Origin of the sequence: Sphingomonas limnosediminicola (genome assembly GCF_039537965.1) — a bacterium.
Lineage (GTDB): Bacteria > Pseudomonadota > Alphaproteobacteria > Sphingomonadales > Sphingomonadaceae > Sphingomicrobium > Sphingomicrobium limnosediminicola.
The window spans coordinates 2,304,312-2,325,938 of the sequence record NZ_BAABBM010000001.1 but is presented as its reverse complement, the minus strand read 5'-3'; the positions used below and the strand labels follow the sequence as shown (position 1 = coordinate 2,325,938).

The window sequence follows — 21,627 nt, the reverse complement described above, 5'->3', positions numbered from 1 at the left end:
GCGACTCCAGGCACCGACGTGTACAATGGCGCCACACTTCGAACGGGGGGCCGTCATGTCGAAGAAAACACGCGCCTTGCTTGCGATCGTACTCGTCGAGCTGCTGCTCGCGGGGATCTGGTTCTATCTCGCCAGCCTGGGCGCGGCGCATCCCGAGCGCGTGGCGCCGGGGTTCCACCGCACGGTCGGATCGACGATGGGCGCGGCGATGGGCGGCTTCCTAGGTCTTGGGCTCATACTTTATCTGATGGCCGCAAAGCGCGACCGCGAGAGCTAAAGGCGTACTGCCACGCGTTCCAGTCGACCCCGGAATCGTCCTCGATGACATCGCGCGGTCCGGCGACTTGGTAGAGCACGGCAGCAATGCCGAGACAGGCGGCAGCGATGACCAGCAGGCCGACGGTAGCCCCTTCCGGCCACGGCGTCCTGCGGCGCTGCCCACGGGTCCGCGCGATCTCAACGTCAGGTTTCCAGTGCCTGCTCATAACGCCATCGTAACGCGGACGTACTTACTTTCCGGTTAGCGGACTGCCGGATTATGCAGGTTATGAGCTACGAAAAGGCGGCAGCGCAGCGGGCCCACGTTAACCATTCTTCAATCCCGCGGTGGGACAGCCGGAGCATGCGCGCGATCTTCCTCCTCGCAGCAGCGGTCATCCTTGGGCTGACTGGCGGCTATGCCTGGTCAAAATGGTCGAACCCTGCATCTTCGCAAGCGGCTCTGCCGTCCGTTGCGGACGATGGTTCGCGCGAGACGGCCGAAGAGGTGCAGGAGACTGTCCACTTCGATAATTGCGCCGCCGTGCGAGCAGCCGGCAAGGCGCCGCTGTTTCCGGGGCATCCCGGCTACAGCAAGGATCTCGATCCGGACGGCGACGGCGTTGCTTGTCCACCCTGATCTGGCGCCTGACCCAAAGGGAACCGTCCCAAAATTAACCATTGCAACAAGCAGGAAAGTCCTGCGTTCATGTCGCGTCCGAAACGGACGACTCAACAGGAGCTCGCGACATGAGGAATGTGTTGCTTGCCGTGACGGCCACGCTGGCCGTTGCAGTCTCCGCCGCACCGGCAGCGGCTCAATATGACCAGGGGACTAGCTTCGCGCCGTCGACCAACCCGTCGGCAGGCACGAATTTCCGCTCCGGCCACTCAGGCGATGGCAACTTCGGCGGTCGCGGCGATATGCGCCGGCGCGCGCGTACCGACGTAGTGCTAGACTGGTATGGCGGCGAATGGGCCCGCTACAACAACCGCAGCTGGGATGCCGACAGCTACAACGACTGGTGGCACGATCGTCCCGACCGCGCATATCCGCGCTGGGTCACTCAGAACCAGGGCTGTGAGCGCAAGTGGTTCAGTGGAGACATACTCCACTGCTAGCTTCGAAGGTGGGCGAGCGCTCGGAACAGTCGCTCGCCGACCCCTAATTAGTGAAATTCCTTCTCGGCTTCCTTTAGCCAGCCATTCGCGGCAACGCCCTTCTCATGCTGGACGGACGCGACCTTGTGCTGCGGCTGGTTTCCGGGAAAAGCCATGACCATGATCCCGATCGCAAGGAGCGCGAGCGCGCCGATCAAAGCGAGGAAGGGAAGCGTGCTCAGCAGCAGCTGAGGCGCCTCCGGTTGCGTCCGGTAGATCGCCTCGCGCTTGCGCCGCGCAGTCACACGTCGCGCGAATACGCCGCCATAGTCCGCTGGCCGAGTCCACCGACGCGACTCGATGGGCGCCAACTCGCCCTTGTTCTTCATGAGATTGGACTGCGCCCCGGGCGGCTGCTTTGCAACACCCGCTCGGCCTAGTCGTCGATCGGTTGGCCGCTCTTTTCGGTTTCGAACAGGTCGGCGACGACATCGCCGCGCGCGCTCAGCCGCACCTTATCGCCTTCGACTTCGGCCACGAGACCGGCGGGAAGGTAATGGTGATGGTCCGAATGGGCGAGCCCGCTGTCAGCCTTGATGAGCTTGATGCGGTCGCCTTCGACCTTATCGACGGTCCCGATGTGGACGCCGTCGGCGCCGATGACTTCCATATGCTCACGAACGTTATCAATGCCGCTCATTGCCTTGCTCTCCTCTTTGGGCTCGCGTGCTTGAACGCTCCGCCGCCGACTGGGATGCACGCTAACGCGCGGCGCTTACGCTTGTTTCGGCCACGAGTCATTCGGCACCATTTGCGCGGGTTGTGAGCGAGGCAGCCGGGCCCTAAGTCCCGGCCCCTATGGCTGACGTACGCAACACCGATCTCGCCGAGGCGCCCCTGGCGCCGGCCCATCTCACCATCCGTCGCGAAGATTATCGCCCGCCCGACTGGCTGGTGCCGGAAATCGCCCTCGACTTCGATCTGGGCGCCGAGCGGACGCGCGTTCGCGCGACCCTGACCGTCAAGAAAAACGGCGAGCATGACCGGCCGCTTCGGCTCGACGGCGACGAGGTGAAGCTGGTTTCGGTCAAGGTGGATGGCGCCGACGCAGCCTACCGGATCGACGGCGAGCAGCTGGTGGTCGAGATCGCCGGCGACCGTGCTACGGTCGAGACCGAAGTCGAAATCGCGCCCAAGGCGAACACCAAGCTGATGGGACTCTATGCGTCCGGCGGGATGCTCTGCACGCAGTGCGAGGCGGAAGGCTTCAGACGCATCACCTTCTTTCCCGACCGGCCCGACGTGCTGTCGAAGTACCGCGTGCGTATGGAAGGCGACGCGAGAGCGTTCCCGATCCTGTTGTCCAACGGCAACCGGGTTGCGCAGGGTAACGGCGCCGAAGGCCGCCACTGGGCGGAATGGGAAGATCCCTTTCCAAAGCCCTGTTACCTGTTCGCGCTCGTCGCGGGCGACCTCAAGGCCAACAAGGACAGCTTCACGACCATGTCGGGCCGCAAGGTCGACCTGTTCATCTGGGTACGCGAGGCGGACCTGCCGAAGACTGCGCACGCGATGGAGAGCCTCAAGCTGTCGATGGCGTGGGACGAGAAGGTCTATGGGCGCGAGTACGACCTCGACCTGTTCAACATCGTTGCCGTCAGCGACTTCAACATGGGCGCGATGGAGAACAAGAGCCTCAACATCTTCAACTCTGCCTATGTGCTGGCCGACCAGGAAACGGCCACGGACGCCGACTTCGACAATATCGCCCGCGTCGTCGCGCACGAGTATTTCCACAACTGGTCGGGCGACCGCGTCACCTGCCGCGACTGGTTCCAGCTGAGCCTGAAGGAAGGCTTCACCGTCTTCCGCGACCAGAGCTTCGGCGCCGATATCGGCAGCCCGGCGGTCAAGCGCATCGAGGACGTTCGCGTGCTGCGCGCGGCGCAATTCCCGGAGGATGCGGGCCCCCTCGCCCACCCGGTCCGGCCCGACAGCTTCATCGAGATCTCGAACTTCTACACGGCGACCGTCTACAACAAGGGCGCCGAGCTCATTCGCATGATGGCGACGGTGCTCGGCCCGGAGAAGTTTCGCGCCGGCACCGACATCTATTTCGAGCGGCACGACGGCGAAGCGGCGACCTGCGACGATTTCGTCAAGGCGCTGGAGGACGGCAGCGGCGGCGATCTGACGCCGTTCAAGATCTGGTACAGCCAGGCCGGCACGCCGCGCGTCAAAGCGCGGCTGGACCATGACGCGGCGAGCCGGACGGCAACGCTGCATCTTGAACAGAGCGTACCGCCGACGCCCGGCCAGCCGGTGAAGCAGCCGATGCCGATCCCGCTGAAGACCGCCCTAATCGGCGAGCAAAGCGGCAGCGAAATTGCTGCCGAGCGACTGCTCATTCTCGACCAGCCGCAGCAGAGCTTCACCTTCGAAGGCGTCGATGAGACGCCGCTGCTATCGATCAACCGCAACTTCTCGGCACCAATCACGGTGTCGGCCGACCGAGGGGACGATGAGCTCGAACGGCTAGCCCAGGCCGATACGGATCCATTCGCCCGCTACGAAGCGATGCAGGAATTGATGATGCTCGCGCTCGTCGCCGGCTCTCGCGGCGAGGCGATGGACCCCGAGTCCGTCATCCGCGCGATCGGCGCGACGCTGAAGTCGAACTCGCTCGACCCCGCGTTCAAAGGCGAAGCGATTCTGATGCCGTCGGAAGCGATGATCGCCGACCGAATGGACATGGTCGACCCCGACGCCATCCACGCCGCCCGGGAAGGACTGCGGAAATCGGTGGGCTCGGCCTTGTCGGACGTGCTGCTATTCGCCCATCGGTCGGACAGCGTATCCGGCGCCGATTTGTCGCCCCAGGCCAAGGGTATCCGCCGCCTTCGCACCGTCGCGCTAGGATTGCTCTCGGCCGGCGATCCGCAAGGAGCTGCGAGGCTCGCAAAAACGCAATTTGATCGCGCCGACAACATGACTGACCGCCAGGGCGCGCTTGGCGTTCTCGTCTCTCTCGATGCGCCGGAGCGGCAGGAAGCGCTCGATGCTTTCTATCAACGCTCTCACGACGATGCTTTGGTGCTCGACAAATGGTTCGGCCTGCAAGCTGCGGCGCAGCGCCCCGACACGGTCGACCAAGTGATCAAGCTCGCCGCGCATCGGGACTTCGTTATAACGAACCCAAACCGGCTGCGCTCACTGGTAGGCTCGTTCGGCGCGAACCAATGGGCGTTCCATAGCGCAGACGGGCGTGGCTACACGTTCCTGGCGGACATGATCATCGCGGCGGACAAGCTGAACCCGCAGATCGCGGCGCGGATGGTGCCACCGTTAGGGCGCTGGAAGCGGTTCGAGCCGAAGCGCGCGGCAATGATGCGCGAGGCGCTGGAGCAGATCGTCGCGGTGCCGGGTCTATCGAAGGACGTGTTCGAGCAGGTGTCGAAGAGCCTCGCGTAGAAGCCCCGAGCGGCTCAGCTGCCGATCCATTTCGCCACCTCTGCGGCAACCTGGTTCGATGCGCGGTTCAGCGCCGGGCCGACGGATACGGCCGTACCGTCGGCCGGTGAGGTCGCGGTGAAGCGCCTTGTTTCGACGCGTGCGCCGCCGGCCGTCGACAACGATCCGTCATACTGGACGATCACCTGCCCCGAAGCCGCATCGTAGCCGAAGCGCTGCAGCGTCCCGTTGACCACCAGTCCCGGATCAAGCGTCGCCTGGCCGGGATCGAGGACCAGGCGATTGGTCGTCCGCCGCACGGTTTCGGCAAGCAACGCCGCAAACAGCTTTGGCGGCGTGTCAACGAGCTGCATCTGGGCGACATATTCGACGTTGGTCGGAGAGACCTGGACCGGAACGCGAACCGTCCCAAGCTCTCGTGCCGCCATGGGAGTTTCGATGGTAACCGCCTGACCCGGCGCGGAACTGCGAACGATCGAAGCGGGCTCTGGTGCGTCCGGCGTAATCGAGAACAAGGTCGCGGGCGGCTTTCCGCCGCCAAGCAACCCGCTGCAACCAGCGAGACACAGCGCCAAGGCCGTCGCGGCCGTCGTCGTAAGCAACCTCATTTGCGTTTCCCTGGCTTGTAGTCGGGCAGCTTCTCGGGCCCGAGCGTGCCGCCGATCCCTTGCTGGTTCACCCGGTCGGACACGGACTTCAGCGACTGCGTCAGCTCACGTAGGTCGTGGACCATGCGATTGGCTTCGGGCAGCGTCGACTTGCTGAAGTTCTGAACGCCCGGCCGGGCGTCGGTAAGCATGCCGTTCAAATTATCGGTCGCCTGCTGGATCGAGGCGATTGCCTTGCGCAAATCCTCAGCGGCCGGCCGCCCCTGTTCCGTCACCAGCCGGTTGGTGTTGTCCGACAGAGCCGCGACATTGCCTGCCGCCAGCCCCGCATTGTGCGCGGCGATGCGGACCTGAACGATGGCGTCGGCCATCTCGGGCGACCGGTCGGCCAGTACCTTGCTGGTACGGTCGATATTCTCGAGGATGTCGGAGATCGAGTTCTGGTTCTTGTCGCTCAGCAGCTCCGTCAGGCGCTCGGTCAGCCGCTGGATGCGGTCGATCAGTTCCGGCGCGCTGTTCAGCAGGGCGCCGAGACCGCCGGAGCTCGACGGAACCACCGGACAGCCCTGCGGCCCTAGCTGATCAATCGGCGGGCGGCCGCGCTGTGCGCCGTCGAGCTGAATTTCGCTTACGCCGGTGAAACCGACGCCCTTGATCTGCGCGCTCGTGCCCTGGAGCACCGGCGTCTCATTATCGACCTCGATGCGCACCCAGACGAATTCGGGGCGGTTCGGCAGCAGCGAAATCTTCTGCACCTGACCCACCGGCACACCAGAAAAGCTGACGTTCGAGCCCTTGTTGAGGCCGCCGACGCCCTGCGAGAAATAGATGTCATAGCATTTGGTGGCCTTGTTCGAGAGGCCGGCAAGCCAGACGATGAAGGCCAGCACGCCGACGAGGAGTGCGAGCGTTACCGCGCCGACCATCACATAGTTGGATCGCGTTTCCACTAGGCCACTACCTCATGCTCATAGCTGGCTGCAGCAGCACGCCCCCGCGGCCCATTAAAATACTCTTGTATCCAAGGATGGTCCAAAGCCAAGAGTTCCGGAATCGTTCCAACCGCAATGACCTTCTTGTCTGCCAGCACCGCGATGCGGTCGCAGATCGAGTGAAGCGTATCGAGGTCGTGCGTGATCAGGAACACGGTGAGATCCAGCCGCTTCTGCAGCGACAGGATCAGCTGATCAAACGCAGCCGCGGCGATCGGATCGAGGCCAGCCGTCGGCTCATCGAGGAAGAGCAGTTCCGGGTCGAGCGCTAGCGCGCGGGCGAGGCCGGCGCGCTTGATCATGCCGCCTGAAAGCTCGGACGGGAACTTGGGTCCCGCGTCCGCCGGAAGGCCGCCCATCGCGATCTTGTAGGATGCGATTTCGTCCAGCAGCGGCGGCGTGATGTAGGGAAAATATTCGCGGATCGGGACTTCGACATTCTCCGCGACGGTCAGTGTCGAGAAAAGCGCGCCGTTCTGGAACAGGATGCCCCAGCGGCGACGGATGTTCTTGGCCTCATCTTCCGTTCGATCGACCATGTTCTCGCCGAGCACCTCGATGGTCCCGGTCTCAGGCGTCTGGAGCCCGATGATCGAGCGGAGAAGCACCGATTTGCCGGTGCCCGAACCGCCGACGACGCCGAGAATTTCTCCGCGGCAGACGGTGAGGTCGAGATTGTCGTGGACGACCTGCTCGCCGAAGGCGTTCTTCAGGCCCCGCACCTCGATGATCGGATGACAATCCTTCGGCGTCGTCATTTCCATCCGATCGAGCTGAAGAACACTGCGAAAACGGCATCGAGCACGATCACGAGGAAGATCGACTGGACGACCGCAGTGGTCGTGCGGGCGCCGACCTCCTCGCTGTTGCCCTGCACCAGCATGCCCTGGAAACATCCCGCAAGCGCGATGATGAAGCCGAACACCGGCGCTTTGATGAGCGCGATCCACATGTCGGTTAGCGGGATAACCTCCTGCAAACGCTGGATGTAGGTGCCCGGCGGGATGTGAAGGTCGAGCCAGACGAAGATCCCGCCGCCGAGCAGCGACATGACAATCGCCCAAAAGCCAAGCAGCGGCATCATGAGGAACGACGCCATCATGCGCGGAAGCACCAGCGCCTCGATCGGCGACACGCCGATGGTGCGCATGGCGTCGATTTCCTCCGTGATCTTCATCGTGCCGATCTGCGCCGCGAAGGCGGAGCCGGATCGGCCAGCGACCATGATGGCGGTCATCAGCACGCCGAGCTCTCGTACGGTGATGCGGCCGATCAGATTGATCGTGTAAACCTCGGCGCCGAACTGCTCGAGCTGGACGGCACCCTGCTGGCCGATGACGATGCCGATGAGGAAGCTCATCAGGCCAATGATGCCCAGCGCGCGTACGCCGACGACGTCGAAGCGCTGGACCACGGCGTTGAGTCGGAAGCGGCGGGCCGGGCGGCGGATGACGTTGGCGAAACCGATCAGCACTGCGCCGAGAAATCCGAGCAGTCCGACGAGAGTATTGCCAACCTCGGCAATTGCCTGGCCGATTTCGGAAAGGACGCGAACGAAACTGGCCCGCTCCTCAGGCCGAACCTTGGCGGGATGGTCGAACTCCGACACTTGCTTGAGCAGGCTTACCTCGTCGTGACTCGCGCCGATCACCTTTGCGCCGCGGTCGCGGACGGTGCGATAGACGATCCACGCGCCGACCGTGTCCATCCTGTTGATTTCACTGAGATCGATGGTGATGGGATCGGACAGAGCGTCGATTTCGCGCTGGGTCGTGGCGGCGCGCGTGATGGTCAGCGCACCGGCCACCTTATAGACCGAGCCGTTCGGTTCATCCGCCTGTTTCTCGCTAGGTTCAGCCATTTAAGGCGGATGTGTGCGCGAAATGAGTGGGCCGGGCAAGTGACGTGGCCTTAAGACTGCGACCCATTGCAGGCCTTCCCTGCCCCGTCGCTCGCCTCTATGCGCGCCAGCAATGGCCAGCGAGACGCCCCTGTTGTTCGTTCCGGTCGGCTCCAACGCGGCACGGGTCTTTGGCATGGATGCGCGGGACCGGGCGTGCCGGCTGGCGACCAACGCCGGATTCGAGTGCGCCGACACGGTTAGCGACGGGCGGCCGGTGCTCCTGGCGAGCATGGGTTATGCCTGGGATCCAGCTTGGCTGAAGGCGATGCGCGGACGGCCCGGTGCGGTGCTGACGCTAGGTGGCAGGCCCGTGATGGCCCACGTGACCGGCGACCCCTCTGAAGCCACGTGTGCGCTCGAACAGGGCGAAGCGCTCGAGGGTTTCGATGCGCTCGACGCGGAGACCACGCGGCTCAACTATGCCGAGCTGCGAAAGCGCGAGCGGCCGTTCGTGCTTCGGCTGGACCCAGCCAACCCTGAACCCGCCGAGCGCGCCGCTTATGATGCGGCTTACAAGGGCGTGACAGACGTCCTGACGCTCTATCTGTGGCGCAAGCCGGCATTCTATTTGACCCGCTGGGCGGCGCGCGCAGGCCTGTCGCCCAACTTCATCACGCTCATCGGCGGCATCCTTTGCGCCCTTGCCTTCTACCTCTTCTGGCAGGGCGAATATTGGTTGGGGACGCTGTCCGGTTTCATCTTCATGGTGCTCGACACCGTCGACGGGAAACTGGCCCGGGTGACCGGCGCGTCGTCCAAGTGGGGCGAGGTGTTCGATCATGGCATCGACCTCATACACCCGCCATTTTGGTGGTGGGCCTGGCTGCACGGCTTGGCGGCGTACGGACGCCCGCTGGAGCCGCTAACCGCGACGATGGTCATCTGGGCCATCGTGATCGGTTACGTCGCGCAACGGGTCATCGAGGGGCTTTTCATCAAGCGCTTCGACGGCATGCACATCCACGTGTGGAAGCGCATCGACAGCCAGTTCCGGCTGATTACCGCCCGCCGAAACCCGAACATGGTGATCCTCGTCGGCGCCCTGCTATTCAGCCGCCCGGACATCGGGCTGGAGCTGGTCGCCTGGTGGACCATCGTCAGCCTGATCTTCCACGCCGTGCGCCTCGCGCAGGCGAGCGAGGTCGCGGCACGCGGTCAGCGAATCGTATCCTGGCTAGAGGCGTGACCTACACCGCCATCGTGCTCGCGGGGTCTCGGCCCGGGCGCGATGCGTTCGCGGAGCAGTTCGGGACCGATCTCAAAGCGCTCATTCCCGTCGGCGGCGAACCAATGGTGGTGCGACCGGTCAAGGCGCTGCTCGCCAGCAAGAGCGTCGGCGATGTGATCATTCTGTCGCAGGCGCCGGAGCGGCTTGCCTCTGCGCTGCCGAGCGATCCGCGTTTGAAGATGCGGGTGTCAGGTGCAACGATATCGTCGACCATGCTTGAGCTGTGCAACGACCCCACGATCAATTGGCCGGTGTTGGTGACGACTGCCGACCATGCCCTGCTCGGTTCTGCTACCGTCGACGAATTTTGCGCAGGCGCAGCCAGTGCCGACCTCGCCGTCGGAATCGTCGGGAAGGCCGCGCTGATGGCGCGCCTGCCGGCGAGCAAACGCACGTGGCTCAACTTCCGCGACGGCGGCTTCACCGGCGCGAACCTGTTCGTCCTCGGATCGCCAAAGGTGGCCCCGGCAATCGAGCTGTGGCGATCCGTCGAGCAGGACCGCAAGAAGGGGTGGAAGCTGATCGCCCTGCTTGGGCCGGCGGCCTTGCTCGGTACGTTGCTGCGCCTGCTGACCATCGACGATGTGCTGGCCCGTCTCGGTCGCAAGCTTGCGCTCACCATCTGTGCCGTACGCCTCAGCAACCCGATCGCCGGCGTCGATGTCGACAAGGCGGAGGATCACGCCCTCGCCGAAGCCATATTGGCGGGCCGCGCATGAGCGATCTTGCCGTCTACGACATGGACCGCACGCTGACGAAGTGGCCGACATACACGCCCTTCCTCCTGCACTGCGCAGTGCGGCGCGCGCCTTGGAGGCTTGTCTTCCTGCCGCTCGTCGTCATCTCGATGCTTGCTTATGCCGCTCGGCTGATCGACCGCGCCCGGCTCAAGGAAATCAACCACCGGCTACTTCTGGGCGGCAAGGTACATCCGCGCGACCTCAAGCCGCTCGTCGACAGCTTCGCGGACCGGCAGGCCGCCTCGAATATCCGCCCCGGCGCGCGCAAGGCGCTCGCCCGTGACAAGGAGCAAGGCCGCCGCCTCGTGCTCGCGACCGCCTCCTACCGCCTCTATGCAGACGCTATCGCTGAAAGGCTGGGCTTCGACGACGTCATTGGCACCGGCTCGATCATTGGCCTCGACGAGCGCGTGCATGCCAAGATCGCGGGCGAGAATTGCTACGGCCCCGCCAAGCTCCGCATGATCGCCGACTGGGTCGACAAGTCGGGCCTGAGGGGTGTGCACGGACATGTCCGCTTCTATTCGGACCACGTCTCCGACGCGCCCGCGTTCGAATGGTCGGACGAACCGGTCGCGGTGAACCCGCATGGAAAGCTCCGCCGGTTGGCGGAGAAGCGCGGCTGGGCCATCGAAGATTGGGGCTAGTCCGGGCTCCTCGATGATGTCGGCGAACACAGTTCTTCCCAAGCCGGAGCGAGGAACGACCTGTAACCCGTCGTGTTAGTGATATGAGCGAGCGTAAGTCGCTCAGACCACGTGGCAGACGCGCGAACTTGCGCACAACAGGGGCGCCACGGCACATGAAGGACCTCTGCCATGAGACGCAGTTTAATCACCGTGATGGTGGCTGGAGCTTTTGCCGTTGCACCCGCAATCACTTTCGCCGCTCCGCCAGGTGGCGCGCCTCCAGGCGGTGGTGCGGCAATGCATGGCCCGACCTCTACTACCACGCCGACGACCACTCAGTCGCCGACCGGAAATGGCGGCGGATACAATCACCTGAACTCCCCGCAGCACGCCACGGGCCAGCCCATGCAATCCTGTGAGACAACCGGCTCGCCTCCGGGCAATTCCGGGACGGCACCGGGCTCGGCATTCAATCAGGATGGCGGCACGGCCGGCTCCAAATATGCCGGCGAGCAACCGCAAAACTCGCGCAACACTGCGTCCGTTTCGCAATATGACGTGGCCTGCGCAAATCAGCCGCACTAACGAAGGGCTTCACGAGGCGTTCGTCACCGATTGTGGCGAGCGCCTCGCCTGACGGCGATTTTCTCCTGACCCAAGCGTGCCTCTTCAATCGCGCGGGAAGCGCGTTCGTTGGCTACTTCATGAGGTGGACGACGATTTGCGACTCTCTCGCGGTCGGGGTGCTGTCGTCTTCGGTCACGATGGTGACGCGGGACGCATCCACGCCCTGCGCAACCAGAGCACCGCGAAAACTCACCGCTCGCTGATCATCAAGCACCTTGTCCGCCGGGCTCGGAACATTCACCGGCGCCGCGATGTGGGTGGTGATGGCCGAATGATCCTGCATCAGACGCGCGATCTGCCTTACCCTCGCGAGACCGACAGGGCTGACTTCGCTTGAATTGGGGACGAAAGACAGGTCGCTCAGCTCGAAGGCAAGCGTGGCCTCCTCGCTGGAATTATACCATTCCGCCATCTCTCGCCCGAGTTGATCCGGGGTCAGGAGAATGGTCTTCGTGCCAATCCAGACCAGGCGCTCGTCGGCCGGCGAGTCAGGGGCGCGGTTAACCGATGCGAAATTCCGCATGGCCAGAAAGGCCGTTGCGGCAATCGCCGCAAGGACAACCAAACTCCAGCCGACCTTCCGTCGCGTCAGGGTCGATGTCGCCAACGAAGGCTTGGTACTCAAGGGCGGCCTCCCGAGGATCGTTCTCAGCAGGCTCTTGAATTACAATCGGGGCAGCAAATCCCAATCAGTGCTTTTACGTAGGACGAAGGTCTGTCTTGTCCCCCCCTAAACCGCCGTCAGCGCATTCGCGAAGTCGGCGATGAGGTCGTCCGCATCCTCGACGCCGATCGAGATGCGCACAAGGTTCGGCGTGATGTCGAGCTGCTTCTTGCGCTCGTCGGGAACCGACAAATGCGTCATCGCGGCCGGCGCGCTGGCCAGCGTCTCGGTGCCGCCGAGGCTGACCGCGAGGTTTGCGATCTGCAGCGCGTCGAGGAAACGGAACGCCTCCGCTTCCCCGCCCTTGAGATAGAGCGAGAAGGTGGATCCCGCGCCAGTGCAGTGGCGCTTGTAGATGTCCGCCTGGCGCGATCCTTCTTCGAGGAAGCCGAGATAGCCGATCTTCTCGACCTTCGGGTGGCTGCGCAGGAAGTCGCACACCTTCGCGGCATTTTCGCCTGCGCGGGTCATGCGGAGTTCCAGCGTCTCCAGACTCCGAAGCAGCATCCACGCCGTGTTCGGATCGCAGATCGTACCGATCGTATTCCGGAACGAACGGATCTGATTGATCAGCCCCTTCTCGCCGACGATGCCGCCGGCGACGAGGTCGCTATGCCCGCCGACATATTTCGTGAGGCTGTAAACCGATAGGTCCGCGCCCTGCGCCAGCGGCTTGGCCCACAGCGGGCCGAGGAAGGTGTTGTCGATGGCGATCGGCGGCTTCTCATCGGCACCGAATGCGGCATCGCGCGCCGCCGAGACTGCCTCGACATCGACCAGCATGTTGGTCGGATTGGCCGGGCTTTCGAGATAGATGAGGCTGACGCGGCCCTTCTCCCTGCCCTTGGCGATGGCAGCGTCGATTTCCTCGCGCGTCGCGCCTGATGGGAAATCGACCCAGTGAACGCCGAACTGGCCGAGGATCTTGGCGATGAGCGTTTCTGTCGCGGCGTAGAGCGGCCCGGAGTGGACGACGCAGTCGCCCGGTCGAACGAAGGTCATCAACAGCGTAGCGATCGCCGACATGCCGCTCGAGAAAGCAAGTGCGTCGTCGGCGTCTTCCCAAAGCGCCAGCCGGTCCTCGAGGATCTCCTGGTTGGGCCCGTTAAAGCGCGAATAGATGAGGCCTTCGGCGCCACCGGGACGCTTGCCGGTCACGCCTTCGAAGAAGCGCTTACCCGCGGCCGCATTCTCGAACACGAAGGTCGACGTCAGGAAGATCGGCGGCTTTAGCGATCCCTCGCTCAGTTCGGGGTCAAACCCATAGCCGAGCATCAGCGACTGCGCGGTGAGCTTGCGGTTGCCGATCTGGGTCGGCGACGGGCGCGGCCGGCGGTGTTGGGTCGGGACGCCGCTGATTTCGTCTTCGGTAGGCAAAACTGTTCTCCTTGGCCGAGGTCGCTAGGCCCCGCCTCCGAACATGGTCAAGCTGAAGTTCGAGGGAGGCCGATAAGGCTGACTTGTCGGCCATAGTCCGCTTCGCCCCGGTGAGTGGCTCCGCGGAAGCTGTAGAACCGGTCGGGCTCGGCATAAGTGTCGAGGCGCAGCGCTTCGACCTCTTCGATCCCCGCCGCGACCAAGCGCGAGACGACAAAGGCCTCCAGGGCGAAGTGCGGCTTGCCCGATGGTCCTGGCTTAAAGAAACGGTGGTTGTCCGGGTCTTCGTCGAGGAAGCGCTGCTGGAACGCACCGTCGACCTCGTAAGATGGCTGCGCGATACACGGACCGACGGTCGCCCTGATGCGATCGCGGCGCGCGCCGAGGCCGATCATGGCCGAGATGGTCGCATCGGTGACACCGGCGACCGCCCCCCGCCAACCCGCGTGCGCTGCGCCGACGATCCCGCTTTCGACATCGGCGAACAGCACCGGCGCGCAGTCGGCGGTAAGGATCCCGAGCAGGATGCCCGGCCGGTCGGTCACCATCGCATCGGCGTGCGGCCGCTCCGCCTGCGGCCACGGTTGCTCGACATAAACGGCTTCGCCCGAATGGACCTGGTGGACGGTAGCCATCTCCGCGCCGGGCAGGACGGCGGCGACTGCAAGGCGGCGGTTCTCGTCGATGGCGGCGCGGTCGTCGTTGCTGCCATAGCCGACGTTGAGGCCCTCGAGCTCTCCCGTCGAAACGCCGCCGCGCCGACCGAGAAAGCCGTGCGGCAGCGACCCGAGCGAGGTCGCCCGGATGATCTCCACGCCGCTCACAGCTTCTTCCGCATGATCGTGTCTTCATCCGGGTGGTTGCCGACCATGAAATCGTAGCGGCCAACCGCTTCGAAGCCATAGCGGTGGTAGAAACGCCGGGCGCGGTGATTGTCGACATAGACGGTAAGATAAAGCTCTTCGATGCCGCGCCGCCGCGCTTCGACGAGCGCCCAGTCCATCAGCTCCTGCGCGATGCCGGCGCCGTGATGTTCTTTCAGGATGTAGAACTGCTTGAGGTCCATGCCGGTGGCGGCCGTCTCCACCGGCAATGCCATCGGCCCGAGCTTCACGTAACCGACTGGCTCGCCATCGACTTCTGCGATGCGGAAGGCGTAACTGGGGTCCCGCAGTTCGGACCGCCAATCCTCGAGACCGAAGCTACCGAGGAACGCCTGCAAATCTTCGTCTTTGTAGAGGTGCGCGAAGGTATCGCAGAAGCTGGTGCGGAAGATGCGGTCGAGCGCTTCGGCGTCGGCCAATTCACCGTCGCGATAGCGCGTCATGCGAGGCCCGCGGGCGCCGGCCAATCGGGCGAGTGAATTGCGATCACCTTGAACAACTGACCCATTTGATCCGGCGAGGTAAGCCGACGCAGCGCCGCTTCGACATCGCCCGCGCGGTCGGGATTGGCGCGCGACAGCGATTGCGCGCGAGATTCGATACCGAGCCGGATCAGCCAGTCGCCCTGGACCGCAACCGGCGTCACTCCAGCCCCAGCGTTGCGCGCCGCAATGCCGATCGATTCGAAATCGACGTGGGAAGTCAGGTCTTGTTCTCCCGGATCGGCGAGCACCGGCGCGAAGCGGTGCTCACGAACCGCCTGAAGCGTGTCGCCGGGCGCACTTTTGGAGTGTCCGTAATCGATGAACAAGGCGGCACCGCCATCGGCGAGCAGCCTGCGTGCAATCGTCGCCGCAACTTCATCGCGAATTGGCGACGTCTCGACAATCTCTCCGTCACGATCGAAAGCCAGGCCACCTGCCGCCACTGTGACGCGCCGCTCGATGCCGCCGACGTGTTGCTGGATCGGAAGCGCGTCGAGGAATTCGTTGGCAACCAGAAGCATCGGGCGCTGCGGCAGGCCCTCGATTCTGTCATGCCAGGTCGCGTTTGGTACGGCGCGCTTTTGCGCGTCGCGCAGCATCGGACTGGTCTCAACGAAGTCCACGCCGCCCGCAAAGCCAGCAGCGCGAAGCACGCGCAACGCGTCGGCAGCGAGCGTCCCTCGCCCCGGCCCTAGCTCCACATAGGCCGCGCTGGCCGGCGATCCGGCGCGCTTCCACGCATCGGCGACCGCAGCCCCAACCATCTCGCCGAACATCTGGCTGATTTCCGGTGCCGTGGTGAAATCGCCGCCAACACCCAACGGATCGCGCGTCGCGTAATAATATTCATTGCACGCGTGCATGAAGGTCTCGACGCTGATCGGACCCTCGGCAGCAATGCGCTCGCGCAATGCCCGCTCGAGCGGCGTCACGCGACCGAGGCGGTTCCGACGGTCGGCTCGACGCGGACGCGGCGGCGTTTGGCTGTGAGCATCAGATACAGGCCGCCAAGGATCATCGGCAGCGACAACCACTGGCCCATGTGCAAATGGGTCGCCTGGGTGAAGGCAATCAGCTGGCTGTCGGGCTCACGGATGAATTCCACGCCGAAGCGGAAGAGGCCGTAGAAGAACAGGAACGCACCGACGAGCTTGCCCGGCTCGTACCGCGACTGCGTCTTCCAGAACATCCACGAAAGGATGGCGAACAGGACGATACCTTCGAGGAATGCCTCGTACAGCTGGCTCGGATGACGCGGCGGGCCGGTGACGAGCTCGCGATACTGGTTCAGCTCCTGGAAGCGGATCGCCCAAGGCACCGTCGTCACCGCGCCCCACAATTCACCGTTCACGAAATTGGCGAGGCGTCCGAAAAAGAGGCCGAAGGGTACGCAACAGGCGACATAGTCGTGCACGCGCAGCCAGTTCAGCTTCTCCTTATGCGCGAAGTAGAAAATGCCGAGCGACGTCCCGATCACGCCGCCGTGGAAGGACATGCCGCCGTCCCACAGCTTAAGGATCTCGATCGGATGGCGGAGATAGTCCCCGAAATTGTAGAAAAGAACGTATCCGATCCGGCCGCCGAGAATGATTCCGAGCGCCGCGTAGAAGACGAGGTCGTCGGCGTGGCGCCTGGCCATCGGCGCGCCCGGCTGGCGGATGAGCTTCAGCAGGTACCAGAAGCCGATGAAGATGCCCGCTAAATAGGCAAGACTGTACCAGCGCAGGGCAAACGACCCGATGTGGAATACGACGGGTGACAGGCCGAGGTCCGTGAACTTCGTGAACCCTGGATAATCGGCGACTTGCAAGGGCTTCCCCATCAAAGAACAGCGCCTCATAAGGCGGGTGGCCGCAAAGGCAAAGGAGAGCGCTGGATAAATGCCGACCGAGCTCGACCGGAGGTTTGACGAGGTGTTGGCGCAGGTCACCGGACCTGGTGGCCGGCTGGTGATCGACAAGGACGCCGAGGGGCGCGCGATCGTCGGCAATTTGCCGCCGACGGTCCCCGGCCTGTTCCGGGCCTTCTGCGAGATCAACGGCGAAAAGGAAGCGGTCGTTGCTGGCGACCAGCGCCTGACCTTCGCCGAGCTCGACAGACTTTCGGAGCGGGTGGCGCACGGCTTCGTTGCGCGGGGCGTCCAGAAGGGCGACCGCGTCGGCATCGCGATGCGCAACTGCCCGGCCTGGATCGTCAGCTACATGGGCATCCTCAAGGCCGGCGGCGTCGCCACGTTGCTCAACGGCTGGTGGGAAGCGCATGAAATGGAACATGCGGTCCAGCTCACGGATCCGAAGCTGATCGTCGCCGACGGGCCGCGCGCAAAACGGCTTGCGGCGAAATGCGTCGGGCGCGACATCCTTTCGCTGCCGATCGAGCTCCCGATCGAGCAGGCGATGGCCGAATTGCTCGACGGCGGCGACGGACCGCTTCCCGAGATCTCGCCCGACGACGACGCGACCATCCTCTTCACATCGGGATCGACCGGTGACTCAAAGGGCGCATTGTCGACGCATCGCGGGGTGACGACGGCGACCTACGCCTATGCGACCGGGCTGATCGTCCTGCTCGGAATTCTGGCGAGCGAGGGTCGCGCGCCGACCGCACAGCCGCGCACCTTGCTCAGCGTGCCCTTGTTCCACGTCACGGGCGAAGTGCCGGTGATGATCAACAGCTTCGTCATCGGCCGCTGCATGGTCATCATGCCCAAGTGGGACGCGACGGAGGCGCTGCGGCTGATCGAGAAAGAGAAGATCACCTATTTCGTCGGTGTGCCGACCATGAGCCTCGAGCTCATGAACCACCCCGATCGCGGCAAATATGATCTATCCTCGCTGACGGACATCACCGCCGGCGGCGCGCCGCGCCCCGTGACCCATGTCGAGCGGCTGCGGCAGGAATTCCCGAACGCGCAGCCTGCGCTCGGCTACGGGCTTACGGAAACGAACGCCGCTGGCTGCGCCAATTACTGGGGCAATTACGCTGCCAAACCCGCCTCGACGGGCCGCGCGCAAAAACCGTACGTCGAGCTCGCCATCCTCGGCGCCGGCGACGCGCATTTGCCGACCAGCGAGGTCGGTGAAATCGGCATTCGCAGCGCGTCCAACATCAAAAGCTATTTCCGCAATCCGGAAGCGACGGCGGCCCTGTTCACGCACGACGGCTACATCCGCACCGGCGACGTCGGATATATCGACGAGGAGGGCTATCTCTTTATTGTCGACCGCAAGAAGGAAATTATCATCCGCGGCGGCGAGAATATCTCGGCGGCTGAAGTCGAGGCCGAATGCTATGCTTGCCCGCAGGTGGACGAAGTCGCCGTGTTCGGGGTCCCGGACGAGCGCCTCGGCGAGGTGCCGATCGCCGTCGTTCACAGCAAGAACGGCCTGTCCGAAAGCGACCTCCGCAATTTTCTCGAGGGGCGGATAGCCAAGTTCAAAGTGCCGTGCCGCTTCATCTTCAGCGAAGAACCGCTGCCCAGGCTGGGCACCGGCAAGATCGATCGCCGCTCCTTGAAGGCGCAATACGCAAATTGAACATCGATCGCCGTACATTGCTGATAGGCGGCGGGGTCGGGGTCGGCCTGATCGTCGGCTATGCGCTGTGGCCGAAAGGCGCGCATAGCGACCTCGCGACGGGCCGCGGCGAACAGGCCTTCAACGACTATATCAAGATCAGCCGCGAAGGCCGGATCACCATTGCGGTGCCGCAGGTCGAGACCGGCCAGGGTATCTGGACAGCGCTTCCGCAGATCGTCGCCGATGAGCTGGGCGCGGCTTGGGAGACGGTCGGGGTCGAGCCCGCGCCGATGACCTCGGCTTACGTCAACGGCCTGGACCAGGAACAGGACTGGCCGAAGGACATCCGTATAACCGCCGCGTCGACGTCGGTGCGCGCCTTCGAGCAGCCAATGCGCGAGGCCGCAGCGATTGCGCGGGCAATGCTCATCGGCGCTGCCGCCGACCGCTGGAGCGTCAGTCCCAGCGAATGCGACACCGCAGACGGCTTCGTCATGAACGGTAATCGCACCTTCTCCTTCGGCGAGCTTGCTGAAGAAGCCGCGGACCGCACGCCGCCTTCACGACCGGTGTTCAAGACCTCGACCAAGGGCCGTCTGATCGGCCAGCCGCTGCAGCGCCTCGATGGTCCCGGAAAGGCCGAGGGGAGCGTCCGCTTCGCCGGCGATGTCCGGCTGCCGGGCATGCTGTTCGCCGCGGTGCGCATCGCGCCGCCCGGCGGCAAGCTCACCGACTTCTCAAGAGAGGCAATCAAGGGCGCGCCCGGCGTCCGTCACGTCGCGGCGCATGATGATTGGGTCGCTGTCGTAGCCGACACCTGGTGGTGGGCGGAGCGCGCAATCAAAGCCGCAGATCCGGTCTTCAGCGGTGCTCGGACTGCTCCGGAAATGCGCCCCCTTTTTGAGAACGCGCTCGCCAATGATCCAGCGAAGGAATGGTTCAGCCGTGGCGACTACGACGGGGCAGTGCGGGGCTCGCGTCCCCTCGCTGCCACTTATTATGTCGCGCCTTCCCAACATCTTGGACTGGAGCCCGTCACCGCGACGGCGCGATTGTCTGGCGATGCCCTCGAAGTTTGGGCGGGGACGCAGGCGCCGGGCTTCGGCAAGGGCGCCGAGAGCGACCTGCTCTACCCGATGTCGATCGGTGAGCCGGCTGGCCGCGCCATGGAACCGGACGCCGTTCCCATTGCCGCCGCGCTAGCACGCGAGTTGAAGCGGCCGGTGCAAGTGATCTTGTCCCAGTCTGTCAGCCATAACCACGACCGCGTGTCGCCGGGCGCGCTTGCCCGGATGACGGCGCTCCCCGGGGCCGGCGGCATCACTGCCGCCTGGGCGATGCGCGTCGCGACCGGCGATGGCATGGGCGCAGCGCTGGCGCGCCTGGCCGGCGAAAAGGCGCCATCGAAGCTGGGCAAGCAAGCGCTCGACGGGTCGGTGCCGCCCTACGGCATCCCGAACGTCCGAATCGAATCTGTCGCGGCGCCGCTGCCCTTTACTGCGGGCTACATGCGCGGGTCTCCGCAGCGCGAATTCACTTTCTTCACTGAAAGCTTCATCGACGAGCTTGCGCGCGCCGCAGGCATGGAGCCGCTGATCTTCCGCATGTCGATGCTGGGAAGCGATCCGCGGCTCGCACGCTGCTTGCAGGGCGCGGCGCGGCTTGCCGGATGGGACGGCGGCGGCGCCGGAAGCACGATGGGCATGGCGGGGTGCACGGCATTCGGGTCGCACATTGCGCTCGTCGCCAACGCGACCATTGGCGGCGATCAGCGTGTGCAGGTCCATCGCCTGGCCGCGGCCGTCGATTGCGGGCGCGTCATGAATACCGGCCTCGTCGTCCAGCAAATCGAAGCGGGCTTGATGTGGGCACTGGCGCAAGCGACCGTCGCCTCGCCCGAATGGGTCGCCGGGATGCCGCGGGCACGGCCCATCGGCGGTATTGCGCTTCCGCGCCTTGGTGACACGCCGCAGATCATGGTCGAGGTCATTCCCAGCAGCGAAGCGCCCGGCGGTATTAGTGGGCTCGGCACGACCGTGCTCGCTCCCGCAGTCGCCAACGCCATTTTTGCGGGGTCCGGCAAGCGCATGCGCTCGCTGCCGTTCGACCCAATGGCAACGGCGTGACCCGCCCCGAGGGGCACCCCTCCGTTCCCGATCCGAAGGTCGGACTGCTGCTGATCAACCTCGGCACGCCCGACGCGCCACACGCCACGGCAGTGCGCCGCTACCTCGCGGAGTTCCTCAGCGATCCGCGGGTCGTCGAGATTCCGCCAATCGCGTGGAAGCCGATCCTTCACGGCATTATCCTGCGCACGCGGCCGCGCCGTTCGGCTGAAGCCTATAACCAGGTGTGGACGAACGAGGGCTCGCCGCTCGCCGTGATTGCCAGGCGCCAGGCGCATGCGCTGCGCGAGCGGTTCGGCCACCGCGTCAGCGTTCACTACGCGATGCGCTACGGCAATCCGGGCATTGCAGCCGCGATCCACAACATGGTGAGCGAGGGCTGCTCCCGGATCCTCGCGGCGCCGCTATACCCGCAATATTGCGCGGCGACGACGGCGACTGCGAACGACGCAGTGTTCGCCACGTTGGCGGGAATGCGCGTCCAGCCGGCGCTGCGGACGCTGCCGCCTTATTACGACGACCCGCTCTACATCGACGCACTGCGCGCGAACATCGCTCGCCAATTAGGTGCGTTGGATTTCGAGCCGGAGCGGCTGCTTGTCAGCTTCCACGGCATGCCGCGGCGGACGCTGGAGCTCGGCGATCCCTACCATTGCCACTGTCAGAAGACTGCACGTCTCGTCGGCGAAGCGCTTGGCCGGTCGGTCGAAGTAACGTTTCAGTCGCGGTTCGGGCGTGCCAAGTGGCTGGAGCCAGCGACCGACACGACTCTGGCCGCACTTCCGAAGCAGGGGGTGAAGCGCATCGCCATCGCTGCACCTGGCTTCTCCGCCGATTGCCTGGAAACGCTCGAAGAGCTTGGGATCCGCGGCCGCGAGACTTTCATGCACGCCGGCGGCGAGCAGTTCGCGCTGCTCGATTGCCTCAACGATTCGCCGGAAAGCGTCGACATGCTGGAGCGGATGATCTCTCGTGAACTTGCAGGCTGGGTACAGCAGACATAAGCGCGTGTGTCG

Annotated in this window: 23 protein-coding genes; 11 read left to right on the top strand and 12 right to left on the bottom strand. The window is 64.5% G+C overall.

The annotated features are described in order from the left end of the window. Nucleotides 1–55: 55 nt before the first annotated feature. From ABD704_RS11820 to ABD704_RS11810, 3 genes are all read left to right on the top strand, one after another. Entirely contained in the window at nt 56–277 is a 222-nt protein-coding gene (locus ABD704_RS11820) for a hypothetical protein (protein WP_344699890.1), read from the top strand. 345 nt (nt 278–622) lie between these two features. Further along, the gene (locus ABD704_RS11815; RefSeq protein WP_344699889.1) at nt 623–898 is read left to right on the top strand and encodes an excalibur calcium-binding domain-containing protein; all 276 of its coding nucleotides are present in this window, start codon (nt 623–625) and stop codon (nt 896–898) included. 110 nt (nt 899–1,008) lie between these two features. Next, a complete protein-coding gene (locus ABD704_RS11810) occupies nt 1,009–1,380 on the top strand; it encodes a hypothetical protein (protein ID WP_344699888.1) in 372 nt (123 codons plus the stop codon). 47 nt (nt 1,381–1,427) lie between these two features. On the opposite strand, the gene ABD704_RS11805 is transcribed toward ABD704_RS11810, so the two are convergent. Next, complete coding sequence (locus ABD704_RS11805; RefSeq protein WP_344699887.1) at nt 1,428–1,748, bottom strand: hypothetical protein; 321 nt, start codon at nt 1,746–1,748, stop codon at nt 1,428–1,430. Nucleotides 1,749–1,795: 47 nt separating this feature from the next. After that, nucleotides 1,796–2,059, bottom strand: coding sequence for a DUF2171 domain-containing protein (locus ABD704_RS11800; protein ID WP_344699886.1), 264 nt, complete (start codon nt 2,057–2,059; stop codon nt 1,796–1,798). A gap of 158 nt (nt 2,060–2,217) precedes the next feature. Here ABD704_RS11800 and pepN point away from each other — a divergent pair, with 158 nt between their 5' ends. After that, nucleotides 2,218–4,830, top strand: a complete 2,613-nt coding sequence (pepN, locus tag ABD704_RS11795; RefSeq protein ID WP_344699885.1) for an aminopeptidase N — start codon at nt 2,218–2,220, stop codon at nt 4,828–4,830. Nucleotides 4,831–4,844: 14 nt separating this feature from the next. Here pepN and ABD704_RS11790 read toward each other — a convergent pair whose 3' ends face one another. From ABD704_RS11790 to ABD704_RS11775, 4 genes are read right to left on the bottom strand one after another with little or no spacing between them, the layout of a single operon-like run. Then, nucleotides 4,845–5,438, bottom strand: coding sequence for an ABC-type transport auxiliary lipoprotein family protein (locus ABD704_RS11790; protein WP_344699884.1), 594 nt, complete (start codon nt 5,436–5,438; stop codon nt 4,845–4,847). Continuing rightward, the gene (locus ABD704_RS11785; RefSeq protein WP_344699883.1) at nt 5,435–6,388 is read right to left on the bottom strand and encodes an MlaD family protein; all 954 of its coding nucleotides are present in this window, start codon (nt 6,386–6,388) and stop codon (nt 5,435–5,437) included. The genes ABD704_RS11790 and ABD704_RS11785 overlap by 4 nt, the downstream gene beginning before the upstream one ends. After that, nucleotides 6,388–7,188 carry an ABC transporter ATP-binding protein gene (locus ABD704_RS11780; RefSeq protein WP_344699882.1) on the bottom strand — a complete coding sequence of 267 codons (801 nt, stop codon included), beginning with the start codon at nt 7,186–7,188 and terminating at the stop codon, nt 6,388–6,390. The genes ABD704_RS11785 and ABD704_RS11780 overlap by 1 nt, the downstream gene beginning before the upstream one ends. Continuing rightward, the gene (locus ABD704_RS11775; RefSeq protein ID WP_344699881.1) at nt 7,185–8,291 is read right to left on the bottom strand and encodes an ABC transporter permease; all 1,107 of its coding nucleotides are present in this window, start codon (nt 8,289–8,291) and stop codon (nt 7,185–7,187) included. The genes ABD704_RS11780 and ABD704_RS11775 overlap by 4 nt, the downstream gene beginning before the upstream one ends. A 112-nt stretch (nt 8,292–8,403) precedes the next feature. Between ABD704_RS11775 and ABD704_RS11770 the strand changes: the two genes are divergently transcribed. The 4 genes from ABD704_RS11770 to ABD704_RS11755 all read left to right on the top strand — a co-directional run bounded on the left by ABD704_RS11770 (nt 8,404) and on the right by ABD704_RS11755 (nt 11,515). Further along, nucleotides 8,404–9,519, top strand: a complete 1,116-nt coding sequence (locus tag ABD704_RS11770; RefSeq protein WP_344699880.1) for a CDP-alcohol phosphatidyltransferase family protein — start codon at nt 8,404–8,406, stop codon at nt 9,517–9,519. Continuing rightward, complete coding sequence (locus ABD704_RS11765; protein ID WP_344699879.1) at nt 9,516–10,280, top strand: NTP transferase domain-containing protein; 765 nt, start codon at nt 9,516–9,518, stop codon at nt 10,278–10,280. The genes ABD704_RS11770 and ABD704_RS11765 overlap by 4 nt, the downstream gene beginning before the upstream one ends. Continuing rightward, a complete protein-coding gene (locus ABD704_RS11760; RefSeq protein WP_344699878.1) occupies nt 10,277–10,948 on the top strand; it encodes an HAD family hydrolase in 672 nt (223 codons plus the stop codon). The genes ABD704_RS11765 and ABD704_RS11760 overlap by 4 nt, the downstream gene beginning before the upstream one ends. Nucleotides 10,949–11,119: 171 nt before the next feature. Beyond that, nucleotides 11,120–11,515 carry a hypothetical protein gene (locus tag ABD704_RS11755; RefSeq protein WP_344699877.1) on the top strand — a complete coding sequence of 132 codons (396 nt, stop codon included), beginning with the start codon at nt 11,120–11,122 and terminating at the stop codon, nt 11,513–11,515. A 112-nt stretch (nt 11,516–11,627) separates the two neighbouring features. Here the strand turns inward: ABD704_RS11755 and ABD704_RS11750 are convergent, their stop codons facing one another. The 6 genes from ABD704_RS11750 to lgt form a co-directional block, all read right to left on the bottom strand. Beyond that, nucleotides 11,628–12,182: an OmpA family protein gene (locus ABD704_RS11750; RefSeq protein WP_344699876.1), complete on the bottom strand. Its 555-nt coding sequence runs from the start codon at nt 12,180–12,182 to the stop codon at nt 11,628–11,630. Between the two features lie 105 nt (nt 12,183–12,287). Continuing rightward, nucleotides 12,288–13,598, bottom strand: coding sequence for a cystathionine gamma-synthase family protein (locus tag ABD704_RS11745; RefSeq protein WP_344699875.1), 1,311 nt, complete (start codon nt 13,596–13,598; stop codon nt 12,288–12,290). Nucleotides 13,599–13,645: 47 nt separating this feature from the next. Next, nucleotides 13,646–14,422: a peptidoglycan editing factor PgeF gene (gene pgeF / locus ABD704_RS11740; protein WP_344699874.1), complete on the bottom strand. Its 777-nt coding sequence runs from the start codon at nt 14,420–14,422 to the stop codon at nt 13,646–13,648. Further along, the gene (locus ABD704_RS11735; RefSeq protein WP_344699873.1) at nt 14,419–14,925 is read right to left on the bottom strand and encodes a GNAT family N-acetyltransferase; all 507 of its coding nucleotides are present in this window, start codon (nt 14,923–14,925) and stop codon (nt 14,419–14,421) included. The genes pgeF and ABD704_RS11735 overlap by 4 nt, the downstream gene beginning before the upstream one ends. Then, nucleotides 14,922–15,899: a class I SAM-dependent methyltransferase gene (locus ABD704_RS11730; RefSeq protein ID WP_344699872.1), complete on the bottom strand. Its 978-nt coding sequence runs from the start codon at nt 15,897–15,899 to the stop codon at nt 14,922–14,924. Before ABD704_RS11730 ends, ABD704_RS11735 begins: the two co-directional genes overlap by 4 nt. Continuing rightward, nucleotides 15,896–16,789 carry a prolipoprotein diacylglyceryl transferase gene (gene lgt / locus ABD704_RS11725; RefSeq protein WP_344699871.1) on the bottom strand — a complete coding sequence of 298 codons (894 nt, stop codon included), beginning with the start codon at nt 16,787–16,789 and terminating at the stop codon, nt 15,896–15,898. The genes ABD704_RS11730 and lgt overlap by 4 nt, the downstream gene beginning before the upstream one ends. A 58-nt stretch (nt 16,790–16,847) precedes the next feature. Here lgt and ABD704_RS11720 point away from each other — a divergent pair, with 58 nt between their 5' ends. The 3 genes from ABD704_RS11720 to hemH are packed head-to-tail and all read left to right on the top strand — an operon-like array spanning nt 16,848 to nt 21,615. Then, nucleotides 16,848–18,503: a class I adenylate-forming enzyme family protein gene (locus ABD704_RS11720; RefSeq protein WP_344699870.1), complete on the top strand. Its 1,656-nt coding sequence runs from the start codon at nt 16,848–16,850 to the stop codon at nt 18,501–18,503. After that, complete coding sequence (locus ABD704_RS11715) at nt 18,500–20,611, top strand: molybdopterin cofactor-binding domain-containing protein (protein WP_344699869.1); 2,112 nt, start codon at nt 18,500–18,502, stop codon at nt 20,609–20,611. The genes ABD704_RS11720 and ABD704_RS11715 overlap by 4 nt, the downstream gene beginning before the upstream one ends. After that, nucleotides 20,608–21,615, top strand: a complete 1,008-nt coding sequence (hemH, locus tag ABD704_RS11710) for a ferrochelatase (protein WP_344699867.1) — start codon at nt 20,608–20,610, stop codon at nt 21,613–21,615. Before ABD704_RS11715 ends, hemH begins: the two co-directional genes overlap by 4 nt. The last annotated feature ends 12 nt before the right edge of the window (nt 21,616–21,627 follow it).